Annotated in this window: 23 protein-coding genes and 1 tRNA gene; 15 read left to right on the plus strand and 9 right to left on the minus strand. The window is 65.9% G+C overall.

All coding sequences use genetic code 11. The features are described 5' to 3' along the window. The first annotated feature begins 303 nt into the window (after positions 1 to 303). From ruvB to queC, 10 genes are all read left to right on the plus strand, one after another. Positions 304 to 1,344: a Holliday junction branch migration DNA helicase RuvB gene (ruvB, locus tag ARC63_RS08560; protein ID WP_010481595.1), complete on the plus strand. Its 1,041-nt coding sequence runs from the start codon at positions 304 to 306 to the stop codon at positions 1,342 to 1,344. Beyond that, positions 1,334 to 1,765 (plus strand): tol-pal system-associated acyl-CoA thioesterase, encoded by a 432-nt coding sequence (gene ybgC / locus ARC63_RS08565; protein ID WP_010481597.1) that lies wholly within the window; start codon positions 1,334 to 1,336, stop codon positions 1,763 to 1,765. Before ruvB ends, ybgC begins: the two co-directional genes overlap by 11 nt. A 10-nt stretch (positions 1,766 to 1,775) precedes the next feature. Continuing rightward, on the plus strand, positions 1,776 to 2,555 hold the full coding sequence (tolQ, locus tag ARC63_RS08570) for a protein TolQ (protein WP_006438802.1): 780 nt from the start codon (positions 1,776 to 1,778) through the stop codon (positions 2,553 to 2,555). A 24-nt stretch (positions 2,556 to 2,579) separates the two neighbouring features. Continuing rightward, positions 2,580 to 3,008: a protein TolR gene (gene tolR, locus ARC63_RS08575; RefSeq protein WP_005410751.1), complete on the plus strand. Its 429-nt coding sequence runs from the start codon at positions 2,580 to 2,582 to the stop codon at positions 3,006 to 3,008. Then, positions 2,998 to 4,053, plus strand: coding sequence for a cell envelope integrity protein TolA (gene tolA / locus ARC63_RS08580; protein WP_057503033.1), 1,056 nt, complete (start codon positions 2,998 to 3,000; stop codon positions 4,051 to 4,053). The genes tolR and tolA overlap by 11 nt, the downstream gene beginning before the upstream one ends. Before the next feature lie 285 nt (positions 4,054 to 4,338). Further along, positions 4,339 to 5,658 carry a Tol-Pal system beta propeller repeat protein TolB gene (gene tolB / locus ARC63_RS08585; RefSeq protein ID WP_049411092.1) on the plus strand — a complete coding sequence of 440 codons (1,320 nt, stop codon included), beginning with the start codon at positions 4,339 to 4,341 and terminating at the stop codon, positions 5,656 to 5,658. Positions 5,659 to 5,722: 64 nt separating this feature from the next. Further along, positions 5,723 to 6,241 carry a peptidoglycan-associated lipoprotein Pal gene (gene pal, locus ARC63_RS08590; protein WP_005410748.1) on the plus strand — a complete coding sequence of 173 codons (519 nt, stop codon included), beginning with the start codon at positions 5,723 to 5,725 and terminating at the stop codon, positions 6,239 to 6,241. A gap of 3 nt (positions 6,242 to 6,244) precedes the next feature. Next, positions 6,245 to 7,063, plus strand: a complete 819-nt coding sequence (ybgF, locus tag ARC63_RS08595) for a tol-pal system protein YbgF (RefSeq protein WP_010481611.1) — start codon at positions 6,245 to 6,247, stop codon at positions 7,061 to 7,063. A 176-nt stretch (positions 7,064 to 7,239) separates the two neighbouring features. Beyond that, a complete protein-coding gene (gene queE / locus ARC63_RS08600) occupies positions 7,240 to 7,941 on the plus strand; it encodes a 7-carboxy-7-deazaguanine synthase QueE (protein WP_057503034.1) in 702 nt (233 codons plus the stop codon). A 78-nt stretch (positions 7,942 to 8,019) separates the two neighbouring features. Continuing rightward, positions 8,020 to 8,685: a 7-cyano-7-deazaguanine synthase QueC gene (queC, locus tag ARC63_RS08605; protein ID WP_049413330.1), complete on the plus strand. Its 666-nt coding sequence runs from the start codon at positions 8,020 to 8,022 to the stop codon at positions 8,683 to 8,685. A gap of 133 nt (positions 8,686 to 8,818) precedes the next feature. Here queC and ARC63_RS08610 read toward each other — a convergent pair whose 3' ends face one another. Then, on the minus strand, positions 8,819 to 9,775 hold the full coding sequence (locus ARC63_RS08610) for a DUF2268 domain-containing putative Zn-dependent protease (RefSeq protein WP_057503035.1): 957 nt from the start codon (positions 9,773 to 9,775) through the stop codon (positions 8,819 to 8,821). A gap of 178 nt (positions 9,776 to 9,953) precedes the next feature. Between ARC63_RS08610 and ARC63_RS08615 the strand changes: the two genes are divergently transcribed. Both ARC63_RS08615 and ARC63_RS23645 read left to right on the plus strand, forming a co-directional pair. Continuing rightward, a tRNA-Lys gene (locus ARC63_RS08615) sits at positions 9,954 to 10,029 on the plus strand. A gap of 728 nt (positions 10,030 to 10,757) precedes the next feature. Further along, a complete protein-coding gene (locus ARC63_RS23645) occupies positions 10,758 to 11,681 on the plus strand; it encodes a hypothetical protein (RefSeq protein WP_231298605.1) in 924 nt (307 codons plus the stop codon). An 887-nt stretch (positions 11,682 to 12,568) separates the two neighbouring features. Here the strand turns inward: ARC63_RS23645 and ARC63_RS08630 are convergent. Further along, positions 12,569 to 12,907: a hypothetical protein gene (locus ARC63_RS08630; protein WP_057503038.1), complete on the minus strand. Its 339-nt coding sequence runs from the start codon at positions 12,905 to 12,907 to the stop codon at positions 12,569 to 12,571. A 173-nt stretch (positions 12,908 to 13,080) separates the two neighbouring features. Between ARC63_RS08630 and ARC63_RS08635 the strand changes: the two genes are divergently transcribed. After that, positions 13,081 to 13,920 (plus strand): alpha/beta hydrolase, encoded by an 840-nt coding sequence (locus ARC63_RS08635; protein ID WP_057503039.1) that lies wholly within the window; start codon positions 13,081 to 13,083, stop codon positions 13,918 to 13,920. An 82-nt stretch (positions 13,921 to 14,002) separates the two neighbouring features. Next, the gene (locus ARC63_RS08640; protein WP_057503040.1) at positions 14,003 to 14,941 is read left to right on the plus strand and encodes an alpha/beta hydrolase; all 939 of its coding nucleotides are present in this window, start codon (positions 14,003 to 14,005) and stop codon (positions 14,939 to 14,941) included. A gap of 107 nt (positions 14,942 to 15,048) precedes the next feature. Here the strand turns inward: ARC63_RS08640 and ARC63_RS08645 are convergent, their stop codons facing one another. Next, positions 15,049 to 15,474 carry a response regulator gene (locus tag ARC63_RS08645; protein WP_019337551.1) on the minus strand — a complete coding sequence of 142 codons (426 nt, stop codon included), beginning with the start codon at positions 15,472 to 15,474 and terminating at the stop codon, positions 15,049 to 15,051. A gap of 94 nt (positions 15,475 to 15,568) precedes the next feature. Next, complete coding sequence (locus ARC63_RS08650; protein WP_057503041.1) at positions 15,569 to 16,336, minus strand: CPBP family glutamic-type intramembrane protease; 768 nt, start codon at positions 16,334 to 16,336, stop codon at positions 15,569 to 15,571. Positions 16,337 to 16,485: 149 nt separating this feature from the next. Between ARC63_RS08650 and ARC63_RS08655 the strand changes: the two genes are divergently transcribed. Then, positions 16,486 to 16,806 carry a TFIIB-type zinc ribbon-containing protein gene (locus ARC63_RS08655; protein WP_057503042.1) on the plus strand — a complete coding sequence of 107 codons (321 nt, stop codon included), beginning with the start codon at positions 16,486 to 16,488 and terminating at the stop codon, positions 16,804 to 16,806. 54 nt (positions 16,807 to 16,860) lie between these two features. On the opposite strand, the gene ARC63_RS08660 is transcribed toward ARC63_RS08655, so the two are convergent. The 5 genes from ARC63_RS08660 to recQ all read right to left on the minus strand — a co-directional run bounded on the left by ARC63_RS08660 (position 16,861) and on the right by recQ (position 22,745). Continuing rightward, positions 16,861 to 17,373 carry a GNAT family N-acetyltransferase gene (locus ARC63_RS08660; protein WP_057503043.1) on the minus strand — a complete coding sequence of 171 codons (513 nt, stop codon included), beginning with the start codon at positions 17,371 to 17,373 and terminating at the stop codon, positions 16,861 to 16,863. An 81-nt stretch (positions 17,374 to 17,454) separates the two neighbouring features. Next, positions 17,455 to 18,474, minus strand: a complete 1,020-nt coding sequence (locus tag ARC63_RS08665) for a copper resistance protein B (RefSeq protein WP_057503044.1) — start codon at positions 18,472 to 18,474, stop codon at positions 17,455 to 17,457. Continuing rightward, positions 18,471 to 20,279 (minus strand): copper resistance system multicopper oxidase, encoded by a 1,809-nt coding sequence (locus tag ARC63_RS08670; protein ID WP_057503045.1) that lies wholly within the window; start codon positions 20,277 to 20,279, stop codon positions 18,471 to 18,473. The genes ARC63_RS08665 and ARC63_RS08670 overlap by 4 nt, the downstream gene beginning before the upstream one ends. Positions 20,280 to 20,354: 75 nt before the next feature. Continuing rightward, positions 20,355 to 20,735 (minus strand): CopL family metal-binding regulatory protein, encoded by a 381-nt coding sequence (locus tag ARC63_RS08675; RefSeq protein ID WP_049481793.1) that lies wholly within the window; start codon positions 20,733 to 20,735, stop codon positions 20,355 to 20,357. Between the two features lie 204 nt (positions 20,736 to 20,939). Then, positions 20,940 to 22,745: a DNA helicase RecQ gene (gene recQ, locus ARC63_RS08680; protein ID WP_057503046.1), complete on the minus strand. Its 1,806-nt coding sequence runs from the start codon at positions 22,743 to 22,745 to the stop codon at positions 20,940 to 20,942. Between the last annotated feature and the right edge of the window lie 359 nt (positions 22,746 to 23,104).

The following is a 23,104-nucleotide window of genomic DNA, read 5'->3' on the forward strand; positions in this document are numbered from 1 at the left end:
CTCACCACCCAGGCGGTACACACGCGGCACACAACAGCGCGGCCCCCACAACAAGACAAGCGGCCGTGCGCCAGGAAAGGAGAGAGGGGGGGGGGGGGGGGGGGGCGGGGGGGGGGGGGGGGCGGCGCGGGGGGGGCGCCGGCCGACCCCATGTGGCCCTCCTCCCGCCCCCCCCCCCCCCCCCCCCCCCCCCGCCATTCCCCAGGAAGCCCGCTTCGGCTGTTGCTCTGGATGTTGACGTTGCCTCTGCGGGTGCCGGGCGCAGCCCGGCCGAAACCCGTACTTTTGCCGCATAATCAGCACATGACCGACGACCGCATCATCGGCGCCGGCGCCACCCGCGAGGATGACGCCGCCGACGCCAGCATCCGCCCCAAGCGCCTTGCCGACTACCTCGGCCAGGTACCGGTGCGCGAGCAGATGGAAATCTACATCCAGGCGGCCAAGGGGCGTGGCGACGCGCTCGACCACGTGCTGATCTTCGGGCCGCCCGGCCTGGGCAAGACCACCCTCAGTCATGTCATCGCCAACGAACTGGGCGTGGCCCTGCGCGTGACCTCCGGCCCGGTGATCGAGAAGGCCGGTGACCTCGCCGCGCTGCTGACCAACCTGCAGCCGCACGATGTGCTCTTCATCGACGAGATCCATCGCCTGTCGCCGGTGGTCGAGGAAGTGCTGTACCCGGCGATGGAAGATTTCCAGATCGACATCATGATCGGCGAAGGCCCCGCCGCCCGCTCGATCAAGATCGACCTGCCGCCGTTCACCCTGATCGGTGCCACCACCCGTGCCGGCCTGCTGACCGCGCCGCTGCGCGACCGCTTCGGCATCGTCCAGCGCCTGGAGTTCTACAGCGTCGAGGAGCTGACCCGCATCGTGCGCCGTTCGGCGGCCATCCTGGCCATCGACTGCACCGCCGATGGGGCAGGGGAGATCGCGCGCCGCGCGCGTGGTACCCCGCGTATCGCCAACCGTCTGCTGCGCCGCGTGCGCGACTACGCGCAGGTGAAGGCCGGCGGCCACATCGACGAGGCCGTGGCCCAGGCTGCGATGAAGATGCTCAAGGTCGACCCGGAGGGCTTCGACGAGCTTGACCGGCGCCTGCTGAAGACCATGGTCGACTACTTCGATGGCGGCCCGGTCGGCATCGAATCGCTGGCGGCAGCGCTGTCCGAAGAGCGCGGCACGCTGGAAGACGTGGTAGAACCGTACCTCATCCAGCAGGGCTTCCTGGTGCGTACCGCGCGCGGCCGCATGGCCACCCACAAGGCCTACCGGCACATGGGCCTGAAGCCGAAGAACCCGCCGCAGGACCTGTTCGCGGAGGTTCCCGATGTCGGTTGAGCCCCGATTCAGTTGGCCGACACGCATTTACTGGGAAGATACCGACGCAGGTGGCGTGGTTTACCACGCCCGCTACGTGGCCTTCATGGAACGGGCCCGGACCGAATGGATGCGTGCGCTGGGCTACGGCCAGGAGCGCATGCGCGCCGAGCATGGGATGGTCTTCGCGGTGCGCTCGATGCAGATGGATTTCATCAGGCCGGCACGGCTGGATGACACCCTGCAGGTGAGTGCCCGCCTGGTCCAGCTGAAGAAGGCCAGCATGGTCTTCGACCAGCAGATCCTGCGCGACGGCGAACTGCTGCTGTCGGCGCAGGTCCGCATCGCCGCACTGGAAGCGGCCAGTTTCCGCCCGCGTGGCATGGACGAGGCCGTCCTTGCCGTGCTGCAACCCCACCTCCACCCCGAATCCGAACACTGAGGAACAACGGATGATCGCAACGCTCCTGGCCCTGCAGGCCACGGTCACCGAGGCACTGCCGGCCGACGTCAGCAACGCCGCGACACAGACCCTTGCCCAGGCCACCACCGGCGGCGGCATCAACTACCTCGAACTGATGGCCAAGGCCAGCCTGCCGGTGAAGATCATCGTGCTGCTGCTGCTGGTCGGCTCGTTCGTCAGCTGGGTGATCATTTTCCGCAAGGCCCGCGTGTTCAAGCAGGCCACCCGCGAAGCCGACGAGTTCGAGAACCGCTTCTGGTCCGGTGCGGACCTGGGCAAGCTGTACAGCTCGGCCACCGACCGCAGCCGCAATGTCGGCGGCCTGGAAGCCATCTTCGAAGCCGGTTTCCGCGAATACACCCGCCTGCGCGACAAGCGTCGCCTGGATGGCCGCGCGCAGCTGGAAGGCGCGCAGCGTGCCATGCGCACCACCTACACCCGCGAAGTGGACCAGCTCGAGCGCAACCTGGAGCTGCTGGCCAACATCGGCTCGACCGCGCCTTACGTAGGACTGGTCGGCACCGTGTTCGGCATCATGGTGACCATGCACGACATGATCAGCAGCGGTGCGCAGGCCGGCATCGCCGCCGTCGCCCCAGGCATCTCCGAAGCCCTGTTCGCCACCGCGATCGGCCTGTTCGTGGCGATTCCGGCAGTGTGGGCCTACAACCGCTTCACCACCCGCGTAGAGCGCATGTCGGTGCGGTTCGAGACCTTTGCCGAAGAGTTCAGCTCCATCCTGCAGCGCCAGAGCGCTGGCGACGAGTAAGCGCCTGACCCGGGAGTCCAAGCCATGTCCGCTGCCATCGGTCGCCGCAAGCGCCGCAAGCTGAAATCGGAAATCAACGTCGTTCCCTACATCGACGTCATGCTGGTGCTGCTGATCATCTTCATGGTCACCGCGCCGCTGCTCACGCTGAGCTTCGACGTCGACCTGCCGCAATCCAACGCCAAGGCGCTGGAGAGCAAGCAGGACCCGGTGATCGTCTCGGTGCGCCAGGACGGCCAGCTCAGCCTGAAGTTGCCCGACGCCAAGGAACCGACCGCCGTGTCGGCCGAGGAACTGGAAGGCCGCCTGGCCGGCATCGCCGCCCAGGACAAGGGCGTGCGCGTGATCGTCGCCGCCGACCGTGCCGTGGCCTATGAAAAGGTCATCGCTGCGATGGATGTGATCAAGCGCGCCAAGGTAGACAAGGTAGGCCTGGCCACCGATGCACGCTGACGCCCTGCCACCTCCACAGCAGCGCGAACCCGGCTGGGGCCTGCCCCTGGCGCTGGCGTTGCTGGTGCACCTGCTGGTCGCGCTGGTCTTCATCGTGGCCTGGTTCTGGTCGCCCGAGCGCAACACCGACGCCGCCGCCGGTGATCCGTCGGTCGAGGCCAGCCTGGCGCTGTCCGCGTCCGAGGCCTCCGCCGCACGCCAAGCGCTGCGCCAGTCGGAGAAGCTGGAGGACCTGCCGCCGCCGGTGGCCGAACCGATCCCCGTACCGGAAGACACCATTCCGCCGCCGCAGCCGATTCCCGAACCGCGCCCGCAGGACGCTCCCACGCCCCAGCAGCAACAGGCGCAGGAGCGCGTCGCACAGCCGGACACCAAGGACCAGGAAGCAGTGAGCGCGCTGGCCATCTCGCAGGAGAAGGCCAAGCAGGAGCAGGAAGCCAAGCGCCGCCAGGAACAGATCGACCTGACCGAACGCAAGCGCCAGGAAGAAGCGGAGCAGAAGCTGCGTCTGGCCAAGCAGCAGGAAGCGGACGCAAAGAAGAAGCAGGCCGAGCAGGAGCGCGTGGCCGCCGACAAGGCCGAGGCCGAGAAGCAGAAGAAGATCGCCGAGATCCGTGCCCGCCGCGAGCAGGCCGAGAAGGAAGCCAAGCTGGCCGAGCAGAAGCTGCGCCAGGTGGCCGCCGCGCGCAACGCGGCCGGCAGTGCCGCCGCCGGTGCCAGCGGTGCGTCCCAGCCGGCCGCCGGCGGGGGTGGCAACAGCGACGATCTTTCGGCCAAGTACGCCGCCGCGATCCAGGCCAAGGTGCTGTCGCAGTGGGTGCGCCCGGATACGGTGCCGCTGGGCCAGCGCTGCCAGATCACCATCACCCAGATTCCGGGTGGCACGGTGATGCAGGCGAAGGTCAGCCCGAACTGCCCGTACGACGAGGCCGGCAAGCGTTCGATCGAGGCCGCCGTGCTCAATGCGCAGCCGCTGCCGTACCGCGGCTTCGAGTCGGTATTCGCGCGCACGCTCAACTTCACCTTTACCGCCCAGGATCGCTGAGGCGGGCAGGGCAGGGTGGCTTCCGGGCCACCTGCGCCCACGGATGTCGCGCTCGCCTCTGGCAGGTCTGGTTTCGGCCGGGCAGAGTGTGGGCTGCTGTCGAACACCGCCCCACAGGGCGGCGTTACCGGGGCAGGCGAGTGCGATGTTAGCCACGACGTTAACGGTGCGTGAGAGGACGGGCTGGAACTGACCCGGAATTCACGTACCCTTGGTTCATGATTGCGAAGCGGTTCACTCCCGCTTTGCTATCCCTCGTTCCGGTTTCCCCCTATTGAGCGCTCCATGAAAAAGATGCCTCGCTGGCTTGCCGTGTTTGCGGCCCTGTTGCTGCCCTTTGCTGCCGTCGCGCAGCAGAAGGGGCTGGATATCGACATCATCGGCGGCAATGCCTCCGCGCTGCCGATCACCATCGTGCCGATGCCCTACCAGGGTTCGGCGGCTGCACCGCAGACCGACGTCGCTGGCGTGGTCCGTGCCGACCTGGAGCGTTCGGGCCAGTTCCGCACGCTGCCGGAAGCGCAGATCGTCGAGAAGCCGGTGCGCGGCGGCGACATCCAGTTCGCCACCTGGCGCGCACTGAAGCAGAACTACATCGTGGTCGGCCGCGTGCTCGACGCCGGTGCCGGTGCCTACCGCGTCGAGTACGAACTGTTCGACGTGCCCAAGGGCGAGCGCCTGCTGGGCCTGGCGATGACCGCCCGTGGCAATGCCATGCGCGACGTCGCCCACCAGATGGCCGACGCCATCTACGAGAAGATCACCGGTGTGCGCGGCGCCTTCTGGACCCGCATCGCCTACGTGACCGCCAGCGGCAAGGGTGATGCCATGCGCTACGCGCTGATGGTGGCCGATTCCGACGGGTTCAACCCGCAGACCATCGTGCGCTCGGCCGAGCCGCTGCTGTCGCCGTCGTGGAGCCCGGATGGCAGCAAGCTGGCCTACGTCAGCTTCGAGCGTGGCAATTCGGCCATCTACATCCAGAACATCGGCACCGGCGCCCGCGAGCTGGTCACCAGCTTCCGTGGCATCAACAGCGCTCCGGCGTTCTCGCCGGACGGCCGCAAGCTGGCCCTGACCCTGTCGCGTTCGGGCAACCCGGAAATCTACGTGATGGACCTGGGCAGCAAGCAGCTGACCCAGCTGACCAACCACTTCGCCATCGATACCGAGCCGACCTGGGCGCCGGACGGCAGCGCGGTGTACTTCACCTCCGACCGCGGCGGCCGTCCGCAGGTCTACAAGGTCGGTGCGGGCGGCGGCAGCGCCGAGCGCGTGACCTTCCAGGGCAACTACAACGCCAAGCCCTCGGTGTCCTACGATGGCAAGAAGATCGCCGTCGCCCAGGGCTCGGGCAACAGCTACAAGATCGCGATGATGGACAGCTCGCTGGGTTCGCCCCGCTGGAGCACGCTGTCCCCGGGTTCGCTGGATGAATCGCCCAGCTTTGCGCCCAACGCAAGCATGGTGCTGTACGCCGCCCGCGAAGGTGGCCGTGGTGTGTTGTATGCCGTTTCGGCCGATGCGCGGGTTCGCCAGCGCCTGGTCCTGGCCGATGGTGATGTGCGCGAGCCGGCATGGTCCCCATACCGTACCCAGCGCTAAAAGAGTGTTAATATTTTCGCTGTCTTGAACCCCTCATCGGCCTAGGAGCCACAAAGGTATCGCCATGAACAAGTCCACCCGCGTTCTGCTTGTTTCCCTGCTGTCTGTGGCCGTCCTGGCCGGTTGCTCGAAGAAGGTGAAGGAAGAGCCGGCAGCCCCGGTTGACACCGGCACCTCGACCACCACCCCGACCGGTCCGTCGACCTCCGGCCTGTACGGCCCGGGCGACCTGGACACCGACGCTTGCCTGCGCCAGCGCGTTGTCTACTTCGACCTGGACAAGGAAGACGTGAAGCCGGAATTCCAGGCCATCATGGCTTGCCACGCCAAGTACCTGCGTGACCGTCCGTCCTCGCGCATCACCCTGCAGGGCCACACCGACGAGCGCGGTTCGCGCGCGTACAACCAGGCCCTGGGTGAGCGTCGTGGCAACGGCGTCAACTCGGCCCTGCAGGCCAACGGTGGCTCGGCTTCGCAGCTGACCGTCGTGTCCTACGGTGAAGAGCGTCCGGTCTGCACCGAGTCGAACGAGTCCTGCTGGTCGCAGAACCGTCGCGTCGAAATCGTCTACACCGCGCAGTAATCCATGCGCATTGGCATCAAACTGATGCTGGTCGTTGCGGCAGCCCTCGTGGCTGCCGCACCGGCGCATGCACAGCGACAGAGCCTGGCCGACCGCGTTGGCGCGATCGAGCAGCAGATGTACAACAACAGTGCCAACCAGGACCTGTTGAACCAGATCAATCAGCTGCGGCAGCAGGTCACCAGCCTGCAGGCCTCGATCGAGCAGTTGCAGCACGACAACGCCCAGCTCAAGCAGTCCGCCCAGGACCAGTACCTGGATCTGGACAGCCGCCTGAACCGGTTGGAAGGGGGCAATGCCGCCCCGGCCCTGCCGCCCGTTCCGGCGAGCGCGCCGAAGGCCGCACCGGCTCCGGCAAAACCCGCAGCGGCGGCCACTTCCGAGCGGCCGCCTTCCGTCCATGGTGATGCCGGCAGCCTTGCCGCCACCGGCGACGAGCGCACCTCCTACAACGTCGCCTTCGATTCGCTGAAGGCCGGCAAGTACGATGACTCGGCGCAGCTGTTCCTGAGCTTCCTGCAGTTGTATCCGAACGGCGTCTACGCGCCGAACGCGCTGTACTGGCTGGGCGAGAGCTACTACGCCACCCGCAATTTCCCGATGGCCGAGACCCAGTTCCGCGAACTGCTCTCGCGCTATCCGACCCACGACAAGGCCGCTGGCGGCCTGCTCAAGGTCGGCCTCTCGCAATACGGCGAGGGCAAGGTCGACCAGGCCCAGCAGACGCTGGAGACCGTCGTGGCGCAGTACCCTGGCTCGGACGCCGCGCGCACCGCGCAGGACCGTCTGCAGTCCATCCGCCTCGGCAAGCAGATCCGCTGATCCGCTGACCGGGCGTACAATGGGTGCCCTGTAGAGCCGAGCCCATGCTCGGCTGCTTTCGTTTCCGGACCGGCAAACCCGTCCGGTTGCTGTTGTAGAGCCGAGCCATGCTCGGCTGCTTTCGTTACCGGCCACGGTAGCCCACCCGCCACGTGTCCCACCAAGAACTCCCCGCCATGACCGCCGTTACCCCGTCCAGCGCCGCCGCCACGCCCAGTGAGATCGTGCAGTCGCCCCTGCCACGCCTGAAGATCACCGAGATCTTCACCTCGCTGCAGGGCGAAGCCGATACCGCCGGCTGGCCGACCGTGTTCGTGCGCCTGACCGGCTGCCCGCTGCGCTGCCAGTACTGCGACACCGCCTATGCCTTCCATGGCGGCACCTGGTGGGACATCGACGACATCGTGGCCGAGGTGCTGGCCCAGCGCGTGCGCCACGTCTGCGTGACGGGCGGCGAGCCGCTGGCGCAGAAGCGCTGCCTGGTGCTGCTGCAGAAGCTCTGCGATGCCGGCATGGACGTTTCCCTGGAAACCTCCGGCGCGCTGGACGTCAGCGCGGTGGACCCGCGCGTATCGCGCGTGGTCGACATCAAGACCCCGGGCTCGGCCGAAGTGGCGCGCAACCGGTGGGACAACCTGCCGCTGCTGACCGCCCGCGACCAGATCAAGTTCGTCATCTGCAGCCGCGAGGATTACGACTGGGCCAAGTCCCTGCTGGCCGAGCACGATCTGGTCAAGCGCTGCACGGTGTTCTTCTCGCCCAGCAAGGGCGAGATCACCGCGCGGCAGCTGGCCGACTGGATCGTTGAAGACCGGTTGCCGGTGCGCTTCCAGATGCAGTTGCATAAAATCCTGTGGAACGACGAGCCGGGCCGATGAGCCTGCGCAGCGTTCCCTGATGTAGCTCCGGCGCGGGACAGCGTGCTGGCTTTCCCCTCCCAACCGGATGTTTTTCCCATGAAGAAGGCAGTCGTGCTTCTCTCCGGCGGCATGGATTCAGCCGCCGTCATCGCCATGGCCCAGGAACAGGGCTTCGCCGTGCATGCCCTGAGCGTGCGCTATGGCCAGCGCCACACCTCCGAACTGGATGCCGCCGCCCGCGTGGCCAAGGCCCAGGGCGTGGTCGCGCACAAGACCGTGGACGTGGACCTGCGCAGCATCGGCGGCTCGGCACTGACCGACGACATCGACGTACCCGAGGCCGGTGGCGCCGGCATCCCGGTCACCTACGTGCCGGCGCGCAACACCATCATGCTGTCGCTGGCGCTGGGCTGGGCCGAAGTGCTCGGTGCCAATGACATCTTCTGCGGCGTCAACGCCGTGGACTACTCCGGCTACCCGGACTGCCGCCCCGAGTTCGTGGCTGCATTCCAGACACTGGCCAACCTGGCCACCAAGTCGGGCGTGGAAGGTGCGGGCATCAAGGTGCACGCGCCGCTGCAGTTCCTCAGCAAGGGCCAGATCGTCAGCGAAGGCGTGCGCCTGGGCGTGGACTTCGGCCTGACCGTGTCCTGCTACAACGCCGACGCCAACGGCGCCGCCTGCGGCCACTGCGACGCCTGCCGCCTGCGCGCGCAGGGCTTCGCCGAAGCCGGCGTGCCGGACCCGACGCTGTACGCCTGATCGCTCGGTAGAGCCGGCCGCTGGCCGGCTTCCCTGTGGGTGCGAACCCGATGGACCTGGTGTGTGCCAACCGCTCCCTCGGTGGGTGCGAACCTTGGTTCGCACCCCCTGGCCCGCAAGGCATGGCCAGGCGCTACCGCTGCTGCAACCATCCCGACGCGTCAATAAACGCCCGCACCGCCTTCGGATCGGCATAGTCCAACTCAATCATCCGCGCGATACCGGCCTTCTCGTCGGCCTGCTGGCGCATGTACTCCTGCGCGATGCGATACCCGGCGTAGTACCCCACATCACTCACCCCGAATGGATTGCGGGCGCTGTTGTAGAGCCAGTTGTCGAGGTTACCCCCGTCCATCTCGGCAATGAAACGCGTGCGGATGTCCGCCTCATGCGCGGGCCCGTAGCTGTACAGCGGAAGCGCCGGCCGACGCCCACTCAGCCGTTCGGCCACGTACTCGGCAACACCCTCGCGCACCGCGTACTGGGCCAGGCTGCCGGTGGTCTCGCGCTGCTGCGTGTGCACGTACTCGTGCAGGTTGTTCTGCGCGTTGTTCGCGCCCGGCCGGCTGTCGTAGAAGATCCGCAGGCGGTCGCGCATCTTCTCCGGCAGTTCGCTCACGTCCACGCGCTCATCGCCCAGCGCCATCTCGGCACCGATCAGCACCTTGTCACCCAGCGTGGTGCCGCCGGTGCGCAGCACACCGACTGCGTAGGTGACGGTGGCCGGACGCAAAGCCGGGTAGAGCGCCCGGAATTTGGAAAGATCCCGTTCCAGTGTGGCGCTGGCCTGCTGCGCGTTGGCGGTCAACGGCCGAACCGACGTCCAGAAGCGCGGCCACGCGCGCATGGCCTCGGCGTATTCGCGGGCGGTATAGTTGCGGACCTGCATCAGCGCATGCAGGCCGGGGCTGCCTGGATCGATGTAGCGCTCCTGTACGAGTGCGACCTGGCGGTCAACGTCGGGCTCGGCGCGCACCGCGTCATAGGTGGCCCAGAAGCGGCCGATGTCGTCGGTGACGACCTGGGACGGGGTGGCCAGTGCCGCACAGGACGGCAGCAGGGCGGCAATGAGGCAGAGGGGCAGGCGCATCCGTGGCTCCGGGGAAGGATCACAGATGGGATGCGACGACGGCCCGGAAGGTTTAAGCCGGCGGTCCAGATCGGGTAGTGCCGGCCGCTGGCTGGCAACCTCGACGCACCAGGGTTTCACCCGGCCCGGCAAAGTAGGGTAGAATGCCCACCCCGCCGAAAGGCTGGGGCAGTGCAATGGGCCGTTAGCTCAGTCGGTAGAGCAGAAGACTTTTAATCTTTTGGTCGAAGGTTCGAATCCTTCACGGCCCACCATTGCGATACAAGGGTTTCGGATCAATCCGGAACCCTTTTTCTTTTCCGCAATCGCCGATCGTTTCCGCAAGATTACTTCGTCGGGGCGAATGTCCGCCGCCGCGTCTGCCTTGTCAGTGCCGGCCTCAGCCCGCAGATCCCGGAACTGGGATGCCGCCTTGGCAACGCCTGCAAGTGCGTGCGCTGCATCGAATCGTCTTCGCAGCTGGCCCTTGCTCAGCAGCTGGCCGCACTCATCCAGCAGCGCCGTGTGAACGATCACCGCACCCTTCTGCTTGCCGTGCCGTTTGAACGTCAGCGGCCGGTTCGCCAGCGGCTTCAACCCGCTGAGTCCCAAGTCACGCAGCAGGGGCAGAATTGGAGGTTCTCCGGACATGCTCGGCAATGCGCTGATGACCAGCATGGACGGCTGGGACTCGCGGTGGTCACCGGATAACGTGGGCGTAGGAATCCGCGAGGTTCGTAGCTGGCAGGTTCGTGCTTATTCATGTGACCGGACACTAAGCTACGGTCTCACGGCGGCTGAACGAGGCGACGTGTCAGATTGCGCCCATGTGCCACTCCGCCCTGATCACGGTCACATGCCAGAAGCTGTGCACTGGCATGCGCGACGGAATGTTGATGCATGAAAAGTAAGTTTGAAACGTGATACGGCGCTGGATGTTCGGATGCGCGATCAATTCATTCGATGTAGCATCGGTTTGTCACTTTAGAGAGAAGTAGGCTTGGTGGTCTACTTCGGAAGTGACAGAGATCGCATTTTTGCCAAGGAGAAGGTCGTGTTGAAGGGCTGTTTTGCTGGGTTTCTTGCGCTGGTGGGGTTCATTTCTTTTGCTCCCGCTGTCGAGGCGAAAGCTGTTCGGTGCGATACGTGCACCAAGGACCTTGATTTCCGCAATGAAGCAGTAAGGCTGGGTGCGGGAACACACCTTGTGTACAACGTTTCCGCCAATTTGATCCAGCAGTACTACATCGGATATGACAGCACTGGTGGTGGTGGTGGCGTTGTTCCCCGTGCTGCAGGTCCTGTAGTGCAGCGTCAGACGCCACCCTCTGGAGCTGTCGAGGAGGTTAGGCGTGGGCATCAGGTGATGGTTGAGGGCGGCGGTACTCTGCGGCCGACTTATATCGTCCCAGTTGATGTCTTGGGTCTTAATCCAAGTGCGTCTGCCAAGACCGCCTACGATTACGTCGGCGATCACAACTTGCGTGCGATGGTGGAGTCGGCAGCTGGAAGTACCGGCGTGATCACAAAAATAGTTGGTGCCAACGTTTTGACAGCGATGTCTGATCTTCTCCAACACGTGACCAACTACACGGGACTTCGCGACCAAGCCCGACTGTTGATGCGGATCGTGTTCAAAGATGGATCCTACGTTACGGTTATTGTGAATCTTGAGTATCAGAACGGCCAGAGCGAAGTCGGTAGTGAGCGTACTGCTGCAGGTCAGTTGATTCCTTCTGACATCCAGCAGGTGCAAGGGGAGTGGACGGATTACAATGGAGAGAACCTGGGGCAGATGGTCACGCACCTGCACGGCCTTGGTGCAACGATGACTTCGTCTGGTCCATCATCTGGCTCCGTGCAAGCTATTACTTGTAGCGGTGCCGGCGCTGCCAAGACCTGTCATGTCCAGTATATGATTCGCTGAAATTCTCGTTAGCGCTGTAGTTTCTCTTGGTCACTGGAATAGCCCCTGCACAGCGGGGCTATTCCATTACGAGGTGAGCATTGGTCAGTCCGGGGCGATGGCGGTTTTGCCCTTCTGCGCCTGAGCAGCGGCGTGCCGGCCCAGAGTCGACCCTGGTATCTGGGCAAATCGACGATTTCGTCAGATCGCCGATGCAGCCCTTAACAATTCCTTCGCCTGGCGGCACAGGCAGGTCGGCGACGTGATCGCGGTCTTCGCGACGATCGGCCGTATGCTGCCGGCCATGACGCTTCTCCCAACTTCCACTGGACGATCAGGTTCGCCAGCCGGCCGGATGGCCCGCTGAACGTGATCGACTCCCAAAGCGTGCGGGTCGTGGCTATGGCCCCGTGGGTAAACAACGAAACCTGGATTGCCGCGCTGGACCGGCACAGGCATGGCCCGGGCGGACCGTTCCGCTGGCGCAGCAGCTATGAGCGGGGACGGGCCGGCGTCGAACTATGGGTGGCTATGCGCGAGGACAGACTGCGGGAGGACGTGGCCAGGATCCAAGCCTGACGGGAGAAGGTCAGGGGAAACCGGCTGGCCAAGACCGACCTTGATCCGCCTTTCGGGCAGATGGAGTGGGCCTTGTTGAGGTCGCTGGAGGGGTTGGAAATCCGTTCCGCAAATTCCCTCGCCCTATGTGGCTCAAGGAATTCAAATGTCAGTTTCGAAGATTGAGGCGGAACGACATAGCGCATTGAAGGTAATGCGATTGTCCAATGGCTTCTAATCTTTTGGTCGAAGGTTCGAATCCTTCACGGCCCACCATTGCATCCAATGACCCAGGTCATTCAGAAAGGCATCGCAATGCGGTGCCTTTTTTGTTGCCTGGTCCAGGGCCTCTACTTCGTCCGCATTCCCTTGGCTTTCGCGGCCGCCGCGTCGGCAGCTTCTTGTGCGGCCGTCGCTGCCGCGTTCGCGGAACGCACGGCTTCCGCTTGAGCCGCGTCAAAGTCAGCCCGGCGCTGCGCGCTGATCCGGCGTTCCAGTTCTGAATATGCGACGTAGCTCTCCGGATGCTTCGCGACGCAGGCCTGCTGCAGCAGCGGGATCGCGTGGTCGGACAATCCCGGTTGGAGGTGGGCGAGCAGGCAGTCCGCATACGCTGCGGATGCTGCCGGAGTGCTGCTGGCCTGAGGCGAGGCGGCGGCAAGGGCGGTGGCGATCAATACACTCAACATGGGAACCTCCTTGTGGATATGAGCGTGGCGGTGACCAGTCCGTGAGCCATGGTGCGCGTTGCATGACCATCACCGACTCCATGGTGCTCCAGTTCCGGTCGATCGGCAAAGTGCCGCGAACGACAGTGCCTCCGGCGGTCTATGCTCAGCGCTTTCCCAATATGGACCGCCCCATGCGTCTGATCGTGCTGTCGCTGTTGTTGTCCGCTGTCTCCGCCGCGCCGCTGATGGCCGCCGAAACCGCGCCGCCCGCTGCCGCCTTGCCTCTGGTCATCGGCGAGACCTTCACCATCGAATCGAAGGCGCTGGGCGAAACCCGCCGCATCAACGTCTACCGCCCGCAGCCATGGGGTCTGGACCCGAAAACGCCGCTGCCGGTGCTCTACATGCCCGACGGCGGCATCGGCGAGGACTTCCTGCATGTGGCTGGGCTGGTGCAGGTGCTGACCGGCAACGGCAGCATGCGCCCGTTCCTGCTGGTCGGCATCGAGAACACCGAGCGCCGCCGCGACATGACCGGCCCCAGCAACGACCCGCAGGACCAGAAGATCGCGCCACGCATTGGTGGCTCGGCGGCCTACCGCACGTTCCTGCGCGATGAACTGATGCCGCAGGTGCGCCAGCGCTACCCGACTACCGACGAACGCGCGTTGATCGGCGAGTCGCTGGCTGGCCTGTTCGTGGTCGAAACGCTGCTGCAGGAACCGACACTGTTCAACAGCTACATCGCGCTGGACCCCAGCCTGTGGTGGAACCGTGGTGCAATGCTGGCCGGGGCGGCCAAGCAGCTGCCGGCGGTGACGCGTGCGCAGCCGCGAGTATTCCTGGCCAGCAGTGGGCAGCCGGAGCTGGCCGCATCCACTGCACGACTGGCCGAGTTGCTGCAGCAGGCTTCGCCGTCGCCGCTGGTGAAGTACCTGCCGTTGCCGGAAGAAACCCACGCTACGATCTATCATCCGGCCGCATTGCAGGCGCTGCGCACACTGTTCCCGGCGCCGCCGGCCTCGCCCTGACCGCACTGGCAGCGGGTTGCGCACCATGCAAGGATGCGGCAGCGGCGCCATCCGGTGCGCCGCCCGCAATGGGAGCGTGTGGATGCAGCGTGTGCGTGGATGGAGTGTGGCGGCCGGCCTGGCCGTGAGTGGCTGTGCGATGTCGGTGGCGCCGCCGGCAGCGCAGAGTGAAGCGAAGGAGAGCCCGGCCGCCGCTGTGTCGGGCGTGGTGCTGCCGGATACCGAAGCGCTGCGCGTGCACGATCCGATCGGCCGCGATTATCCGGTCTGGGTGGCGTTGCCGGCCGACTACGCCGCACATCCGGAAAAGCACTATCCGGTGCTGTACGTGACCGACGCGCTGTACAGCTTCCCGCTGGTGCGCAGCGTGCGCAACTTGGTGGGCCAGAAGGGTGTCAACCTGGAGGATTTCATCCTGGTCGGGCTGCCGCCGCAGGAAGGGCTGACCTCCAAGCAGAGCCGCTCGCGCGACTACACGCCCAGCGACCCGGCGCGTACCGATCCGCGTGATTACAGCGATGACGTGAGCTACGGTGGCGCGGCGCACTATCGCGATTTCCTCGCCGAGCGGGTGCTGCCGATGATCGATGCGCGCTACCGCACTGATCCGGCGCGGCGCGCCTATGCGGGTCATTCCTATGGTGGCCTGTTCGGCGCCTATGTGCTGACCACGCGCCCGGACATGTTCCGCACCTACATCCTCTCCAGCCCATCACTGTGGTTCGACGACCATCGGGTGCCGCGCATGCAGGCCGAGGCCAAGGCGCCGGCGCAGCCGACCACGGTGGTGCTGTCGGTGGGCAGCTTTGAAACGGTCAAGCCCGAACCGCGTTATTTCACCCGCAACGACATGCTGCGCCACAACGCAGAATTCGCCGAGCAGCTGCGCAGCAGCGGGCGATCGTTGAAGGTGGAGAACATGGTGATCGATGACGAGGATCACTTCACGGTCTACCCGGACATGATCACCCGAGCGCTGCTGAAGGTGTTCCCGGGTAGCGGGCCGTACAGCAGCGGTTGATCGCAGGTTCAATCCACGCATGGCGTGGATCTACCGGGGTTGTTGACGTGGGTCCACGCCGACGAGAAACGGAATCAGTAGATCCACGCCATGCGTGGATGATCCCCTCAGGCCGCGCTGGCCCGCGGCGGCGGCATCAGCGCGGCATCCGCTGCGTGGCGGAAGCACAGGCGGATGGCATCGAGCAGCTCGCTCATGCTGTATGGCTTGGGCAGGAAGTGGATGCCGGCGCGCAGCTGCGGCAGCACGCGATGCTGATCCATGCCGGAGGTGACCAGGATCGGCAGCTGCGGCAAGTGCTCGCGCACGCGGTTGGCGGTTTCGATGCCGCTGATGCCGCCCAGGCAGACGTCGGTGAACAGCAGGTCGAACGGTTCACCGGCGTTGAGCAGGCCCAGCGCGGCCTCGGCGCTGCTGACAGCGGTGACCTGGCAGGCCTGGCTTTCCAGGGCGAGACGGCTCAGTTCCTGGGTTTCCTCGGCGTCCTCGATGAGCAGGACGCGCGGTTCCACAAAGCGCTTGGACAGCAACATGACGCGGCAACTCCGGACAACAGGGGGAGCGAAAGGCGCGCAAGTATGCGCAAGCCGGTAGTGATCCCGGCGTGCACGGCAAGCTAAGTGGGCGTTACAACCGCGTCTGGCGCCGGCGATGCACGTGCCAGGCCAGGATCGCGACCGCGAGCAGGGCAGTGCCGATGCGCAGGCCGGTGGCCTGCCAGCCCAGTGCAACAGCGTCATCAAGGCTGAACACGTTCCAGGCCAGGTTCATCGACACGTGCAGGACCAAGCCGCACCACAAGGTGTCACCGTCGAGGTGGTCGAGCCAGGCGAAGATGAAGCCGCCCAGGGCGATCACCGCCCCGACGAACAGCGCGAGGCCGCCGCCGTCGAACCCGCCGAAGCCCAGCCAGTGCACCATGCCGAACAACAGCGCCTGCGGCAGTGCGAGCCATGGCCAAGGGGCGCGCACGATCTTCACCAGCAGCACGAAGCCGAGGCCGCGGAACAGCACTTCCTCGGCCAGTGGGAACAGCGCTGCCAGCATGGTGGCATCCAGTACGGTCAGTGCCTTGTTCGGTGTACCAAGCAGCGCCAGGCCCAGCCAGCAGGGCAGGCTGGCCAGCAGTACCCACATCGGGCCGCTCCAGCCGTTGCCGCGCAGCCCCAGGCTGGCCATCAGGCCCATCCCGCGTGGCCGCAGCAGCGCGGCCAGCAGGAGTGCCACGAGCACGGCCAGCGCGTTGTCGAGCAGGCTGCCGCCGTAAGCAATGGGCAAGGCGGGAATCGGCGTGCCTGCGGCGGCTGCGATGTCGCGCAGATTCAGGCCAACGCCAACGCCGAGCAGCACCAGCAGCAGGCGCGCGGCGCTGGGCAGGCGGGACAGGACGGTCATGCTCGCACTCCCTGCGGAACCAGCATGCAGTGTGGAAGGGACCGGGCACGCTGGCACGCGCCGGAAGTCCCTGTGCCATCGGTCATGTGTTGCCGCACAGTCATCACAGGGCAGGTAGAGTCGAAACCAGACCGAGAGGAGCAATGCCGATGCTGTGCCCCGTGTGCAAGACCCAGACCCTGCAGATGGCCGAACGCCATGGCATCGAAATCGACTATTGCCCTGGCTGCCGCGGTGTCTGGCTGGATCGTGGCGAGCTGGACAAGATCATCGAGCGCGCGGGTGCGGGTAGTGCGGTACCGCCGCCCGCCCCGGCGCAGTCGCAGCCGGCCGCCGCGCCGCCGCCGGTGATGCACCGTGACACCCGCCATCTGGGCCAGCGCTACGAGGACAACCGTGGCCAGCAGTACGGTCGCGGCTACAAGAAAAAGAAGAAGGACAGCTTCCTGTCGGAGCTGTTCGACTTCTAGCCGCTTCGCTCTTTGTAGCGTCTAGCCATGCTCGACGCTACAGGGGCCGCATGATCACGGCCGGCGCAGGATGTACTCGCGATCGTGGGTATCGCCGACGATGAAGTCGTACTCGCCCACTTTGCTGCAGCCATAGCGCGCGTAGAAGCGCTGCGCGCCGAAGTTTTCTTCCCATACGCCCACCCACAGGGTGCGGCGCTGCGGCTGGTCCAGCCAGGCCATGAACGCGTCCATCATGCGTGCACCATGGCCGCCGTTCTGGTGTGCAGCCAGAATGTAGAACCGCTTCAGTTCGATGTCGCCCTCGCATGCATCCGTGTGCGGCAGGGTGTTGGCACCGGCGGCCAGATAGCCGACCACGGCGTCACCGTCCGTCAGCAGCCAGATGGCACTGCGTGGGTCAGACAGTTCGATGCGCTGCGGTTCGCTGCTGTAGTGATCCTGCAGGAAATCGTGCAGGTCCTGCGGCGGATACGAGTCGCCCCAGGTCTCGGTGTAGGTGGCGATGGCGATTGCCGAAAGCGTGTCGACGTCGGCGAGGGTGGCGCGGCGGATCTGCAACGACATGGCGGTGCCTGCATTGGAACGTGGCGCAGTGTAGCCGGCCCCGGCGGCTGCCGGGGCTGGCCACTGCTCACGTAACGCTGCTCAGAACCACATGCGCACGCCAGCGACCCAACGTGTGTCGCGCGCGTGGTCACCGGCATAGTCGGCGGTGTCGCCGAAACTGCGTTCGTGGCTGATGCCGATGTACGGCGCGAAGCGGCGGCTGAACTCATAGCGCAGTCGCAGCCCGGCTTCGACCTTGTTCAGCCCACGGCCGATGCCGTACTCCGGTTCATCCTTGGCTGCCACCGTGGCTTCCAGCAGCGGCTGCAGGATCAAGCGGTTGGTCAGCAGCACGTCGTACTCGACTTCGGCCTTGGCCAGCACCTGGCCGCCGGAGCCCATGTACAGCGTGGCCGAGCTCTCGAACTTGTAGGGCGCAAGGCCCTGGATGCCGATCGCCGCCCACGTGCGGGAGTCGGCCGGTCGGAAGTCCTGGCGCACACCGACCAGCACGTCCCACCACGGCGACACGCTGCGGCCATACAGTGCTTCAAGCGACGATGATTCGGTGCGGCCACGGCTGCGTTCGCCATCGGTGCGCAGCCACAGGCGGTTGATGTTGCCGCCGATCCAGCCGGTGGCTTCCCAGGCCTGGCCGTTGCTGCTCTTGCCGTCCCAGTGTTCGAGGCGGTCAATCAGCAGCAGGCTGTTGATCTCCGGCGCGTGTTCCATCGCGCCATGCGCGATCGGTGGGAAGGCGGCAGCGCGGTCGGCGTCGGTCGGAACCGGGATCGGCTCGCGCGGTTCGGTGGGTGCGGGCGTGCCGTGACCCATCGCCGCGTGATCCATGCTGGAGTGCTCCATCGTGGAATGATCCATCGCGGAATGGTCCATCGTCGCCGGCTGCATCGCGGCGTGGTTCATCTTCGAGTGATCCATGGTCGAGTGGTCCATCTTCGAATGATCGACCGGTTCGGCAGGCGTCTTCGCGGACTTCGTGGCCTTCGCAGGCGCGTTCATCGCGCCCATGTCATGGCCCGCGTGCGACTGCGCGAACACCGGCAATGCGGCGGCCAGGCCCAAGGCCAGCAGGCTGGGGGAAAGCAGTGAGCGGCTCATTCTTCGATCCTCACTTCGCGCATCATGCCCGCTTCCATGTGGTACAGCAGATGGCAGTGATAGGCCCAGCGGCCGAGCGCGTCGGCGCGCACGCGGTAGCTGCGGCGTGTACCGGGTGGCATGTCGATGGTGTGCTTGCGCACCTGGAATTCGCCTTGTGCGTTTTCCAGATCGCTCCACACGCCGTGCAGATGGATCGGGTGCTGCATCATGGTGTCGTTGACCAGCACGATGCGCATGCGTTCGCCGTAGTTCAGCCGCAGCGGCTCGGCGCTGGCAAACGGGATGCCGTCGAACGACCAGGAGAATTTCTCCATGTGGCCGGTCAGGTGCAGCTCGACTTCACGACTGGGCTCGCGACCATCCGGGTCTTCGAACAGGCTGCGCATGGCGCCGTAGGTCAGCACCTGGCGGCCGTTGTCGCGCAGGCCGATGCCGGGGTCGTCCAGCTTCGGTTCGGTGGCCGAACTCTGCATGTCCACCAGCGGGTTGTTGCGTTCGCTGGCCGGATGCTTCGGTGCCTTGCTGGCGGTATCGCCGCCGTGCGCGCCGTGACCCATGCTGGCGCCGCAGCCGCCTTCCATGCCCTTCATCGCGGCCATGTCGTGGCCACCGTGGCCACCACTGCCCATGTCGTGCCCCATGTCGCTCATCGTCAACAACGGGCGTGGGTCGCGCGCGGGAATCGGTGCCTGCAGGCCATGGCGAACGGCCAGTGTTCCGGCGGCGTAGCCGGTGCGCCCCATGTCCTGGCAGAAAATGGTGAAGGCATCCTGCCCACTCGGTTCCACCAGCACATCGTAGGTTTCGGCGGGAGCGATGCGGAATTCGTCGATGCTGACCGGGTGGATGTACTGGCCGTCAGCGGCGACCACGGTCATCTTCAAACCGGGGATGCGCACGTCGAAGTAGGTCATCGACCCGCCATTGATGAAGCGCAGCAGCACTTTTTCGCCGCTGCGGAACAGACCGGTCCAGTTGCCGGCCGGGGCGGTGCCGTTCATCAGGTAGGTGTAGGTGTGCGCGTTGATGTCGGAGATGTCGGTCGGCGTCATCCGCATCCGGCCCCACATGCCACGGTCGGACAACGCGGCCGACCAGCCGTCGCGCTTCACGTCACGCAGGAAGTCGGGCAGCGTGCGCTTGTAGTAGTTGTCGTGCTCGGCAAGCTTCTTCATGCGGCGGAACAGCGCGCCCGGGTCCATGTCGGTCCAGTCGGACAGCATGATCACGTGCTCGCGGTCGTGGTGGTACGGCGCCGGTTCGGCCGGATCGATGATCAGCGCACCGTACAGGCCGGCCTGCTCCTGGAACATCGAGTGGCTGTGGTACCAGTAGGTGCCGGACTGCTTGAGGTCGAAGTGGTAGTGGTAGGTCTCACCGGGGCCGATGCCGTTGAAGCTCAGCCCGGGCACGCCGTCCATGTTGGCTGGCAGCAGAATGCCGTGCCAGTGGATCGAGGTCGGATGGTGGTCCAGCGTGTTGCGCACGAACAGATCCACGGTCTGGCCTTCGCGCCAGCGCAGGATCGGGGCCGGCAGCGAGCCGTTGACGGTGATCGCCGGGCGGGTGCGGCCGGTGAAATTGGCCAGCGATTCGCCGATGGCCAATTCGATGCGGGTGTCGCTGAGCACGGCAGGGGCGCCGGCCAGGCGTGGGGCGGCCGTGGCGGCGGCGAGCGCGCGCTGCGGCACGCCGACAGCGGCGATGCCGGCAACCACGCCACCGGCGGCTAGGCCCTGCACGAACAGGCGGCGCGACGGCATGGGCACAGCGCCCGGACCGGGGGGAATGCGGGTATTCATGGTGGTGACTCCAGACACGTAAAGACGCCGGCAGGTGGCCGGCTACGGTGCGCAGGGCGCACGGTGCGTGTGGAATCAGCCGATGGGAGGGCGGGAGATCGGCGGCAGCGGCGGCGCCGGCCGGCCAGTGGCCGACATCGGCTGCGGCGCCAGCGACAGTGCCGGGCCCGCCAGATACGGCAACGGCTGCACCACCAGCAGCGGGTGCTGCGCGCAGCTGCGCACGCAGTCCTTGATCTGGCAGTGGGCGTCGTGGGCGGGGGCCTTGGCCTGTGGGGCCTCGTCGGCCTGCATGGCGGCGTGGTGGTGGCAGTCGGCATCGCCGCCATCAAGGGCGGCTACCGCGTGGGCCATCCGGCCCATTTCCTCGTGACCACTGGCCATGGCCGCGTTCAGCCCGTTGAGCAACAGGCTGAGCATGAGCACGACACGGAGCAGGGTCGAGGCGAGGGACATGGCGCTAATCTAGCCGCAAGCGGCTGTGGATGCACTTCCGGCTGAATGGCCGGTTCAAGGTTGGACCTGCACCAGCGTAGAGCCGAGCCCGCGCTCGGCTGCTGTTCGCGCAGAGGCAGCCGGGCGTGGGCTCGGCTCTATCGGGGCGCCCGTGCGCCATTGGGGCCATGCCCGGCGGCCGCGCAGCGCGGCAACGCAATACCGTCAGCCCTCTTCACGCACGATCTCGACCAGGCGTGGGCCGTAGCGGCTCAGCTTGGTGCCGCCGATGCCGCCGACCCGGGCCAGTTCATCCAGGCTGGTCGGGCGTTGCTCGGCGATGTTGCGCAGGGTGCTGTCGTGGAAGATCACGAAGGCCGGCACGTTCTGTTCGCGGGCCAGTTCGGCACGCAGGCCGCGCAGGGCGTTGAACAGGGCCAGATCCTGCGGCAGTACCGACAATCCGGTGCGTTGTGCGCTGCGCTCGCGTCCGCTGGTGCTGCTGGACGGGTCGCGGCGCATGCTGATCTGGCGGCGGCCGGTCAACACGTCACGGCTGGCATCGGTCAGGCGCAGGCCGCCGTGGCCCTCGCTGTCCACTTCCAGCAGGCTGGCGGCGACCAGCTGGCGGAACACGCTGCGCCAGGTGCGCGCATCCAGGTCGCGGCCGATCGCGTAGGTGCTCAGCTTGTCGTGGCCCTGCTGCCTCACTTTCTCGTTCTCGCTGCCTCGCAGCACGTCAATCAGATGGCCCACGCCGAAACGCTGGCCGCTGCGGTAGACACAGCTCAGCGCCTTCTGCGCTGGGATGGTCGCGTCCCATGAGGCCGGCGGTGTCAGGCAGTTGTCGCAGTTGCCGCAGGGCTGGGGATAGGTCTCGCCGAAACCGGCCAGCAGCACCTGGCGGCGGCACTGCATGGATTCGCAGTAGCCCAGCAGGTGGTCGAGCTTGCCCCGCTCCAGCTGCTTGCGTTCTTCGCCGGCCTCGGACTGCTCGATCATCTGCTTGAGCAGCACCACGTCGCCCAGGCCGTAGCACAGCCAGGCTTCGGCGGCTTCGCCATCACGGCCGGCGCGCCCGGTTTCCTGGTAGTAGCCTTCCATCGACTTCGGCAGGTCGGTATGCGCCACGAAGCGCACGTCCGGCTTGTCGATGCCCATGCCGAAGGCGATGGTGGCGCACATCACGATGCCATCCTCGCGCAGGAAACGGCGCTGGTTGTTAGCGCGCACTTCCGGCGGCAGGCCGGCATGGTAGGGCAGGGCGTTGAAGCCCTGGCCGCACAGGAATTCGGCAGTCTCCTCGACCTTGCGCCGCGACATGCAGTAGACGATGCCGGCCTCGCCACGATGGCCACGCAGGAAGTCGGTCAGCTGCTTGCGGGCGTTGTCCTTCTGCACCACGGTGTAGCGGATGTTGGGGCGGTCGAAGGAGCTGACGAAGTGGCGTGCTTCCTGAAGGTCCAGGCGTTCGGCGATCTCGCGCTGGGTCGGCGGATCGGCGGTGGCGGTCAGCGCGATCCGGGGGATCTGCGGCCAACGCTCGTGCAGCACGGTCAGCTGGCGGTATTCCGGGCGGAAGTCGTGGCCCCATTGCGACACGCAATGCGCTTCGTCGATGGCGAACAGGGCGATCCGGCTGCGTGACAGCAGCGACAGGAAGCGGCCGGTCAGCAGCCGCTCCGGGGCGACATAAAGCATGTCCAGCTCGCCAGCGAGCAGTTCGCGTTCGACGCGGCCGGCCGTTTCAGCGTCCAGGGTCGAGTTCAGGAATTCGGCGCGCACGCCGAGCTGGCGCAGGGCTTCGACCTGGTCCTGCATCAGCGCGATCAGCGGCGAGATGACGATGCCACATCCGTCACGCAGCAGGGCCGGCACCTGGTAGCAGAGCGACTTGCCACCGCCGGTGGGCATCAGCACCAGGGCATCGTGACCGGCAGCCACATGCTCCACGATGTCCTGCTGGGGACCACGGAAATCGTCGTAACCAAAGACGCGTTGAAGCAGGTCGTGCGCGGGACGGGAAGCCATCCGCTTAGTTTACCCCGGAGGGGGAGTCGGCAGGGCTGCGCCCTGCACCCGCTGCAAGCCAGTGCAACGTCAAAGGCAACAGCCGGCTCTGGGGTGATTCGTGGTTTGGTGGGGCGGTGTCGGATTGCGGGGACGCCGCAAGTACGTCCCTGTAGGCTTGGCAGCCGCATCCATGCGGCTGACACCCCGCAATCAGACACCGCCCCACCTTCGACAGTTTCCCGCGGCCGTTGGTGGGTGTCGACCTTGGTCGACACATCTGTCAGATATCGACAAACAAAATGGGGTCAGATCCGTTTTCCTGCGGAAAACGGATCTGACCCCAATGGCTTTGCCGGCAGATCGCGGAAATCTGTCGA

The organism is Stenotrophomonas geniculata ATCC 19374 = JCM 13324, assembly GCF_001431625.1.
Lineage (GTDB): Bacteria > Pseudomonadota > Gammaproteobacteria > Xanthomonadales > Xanthomonadaceae > Stenotrophomonas > Stenotrophomonas geniculata.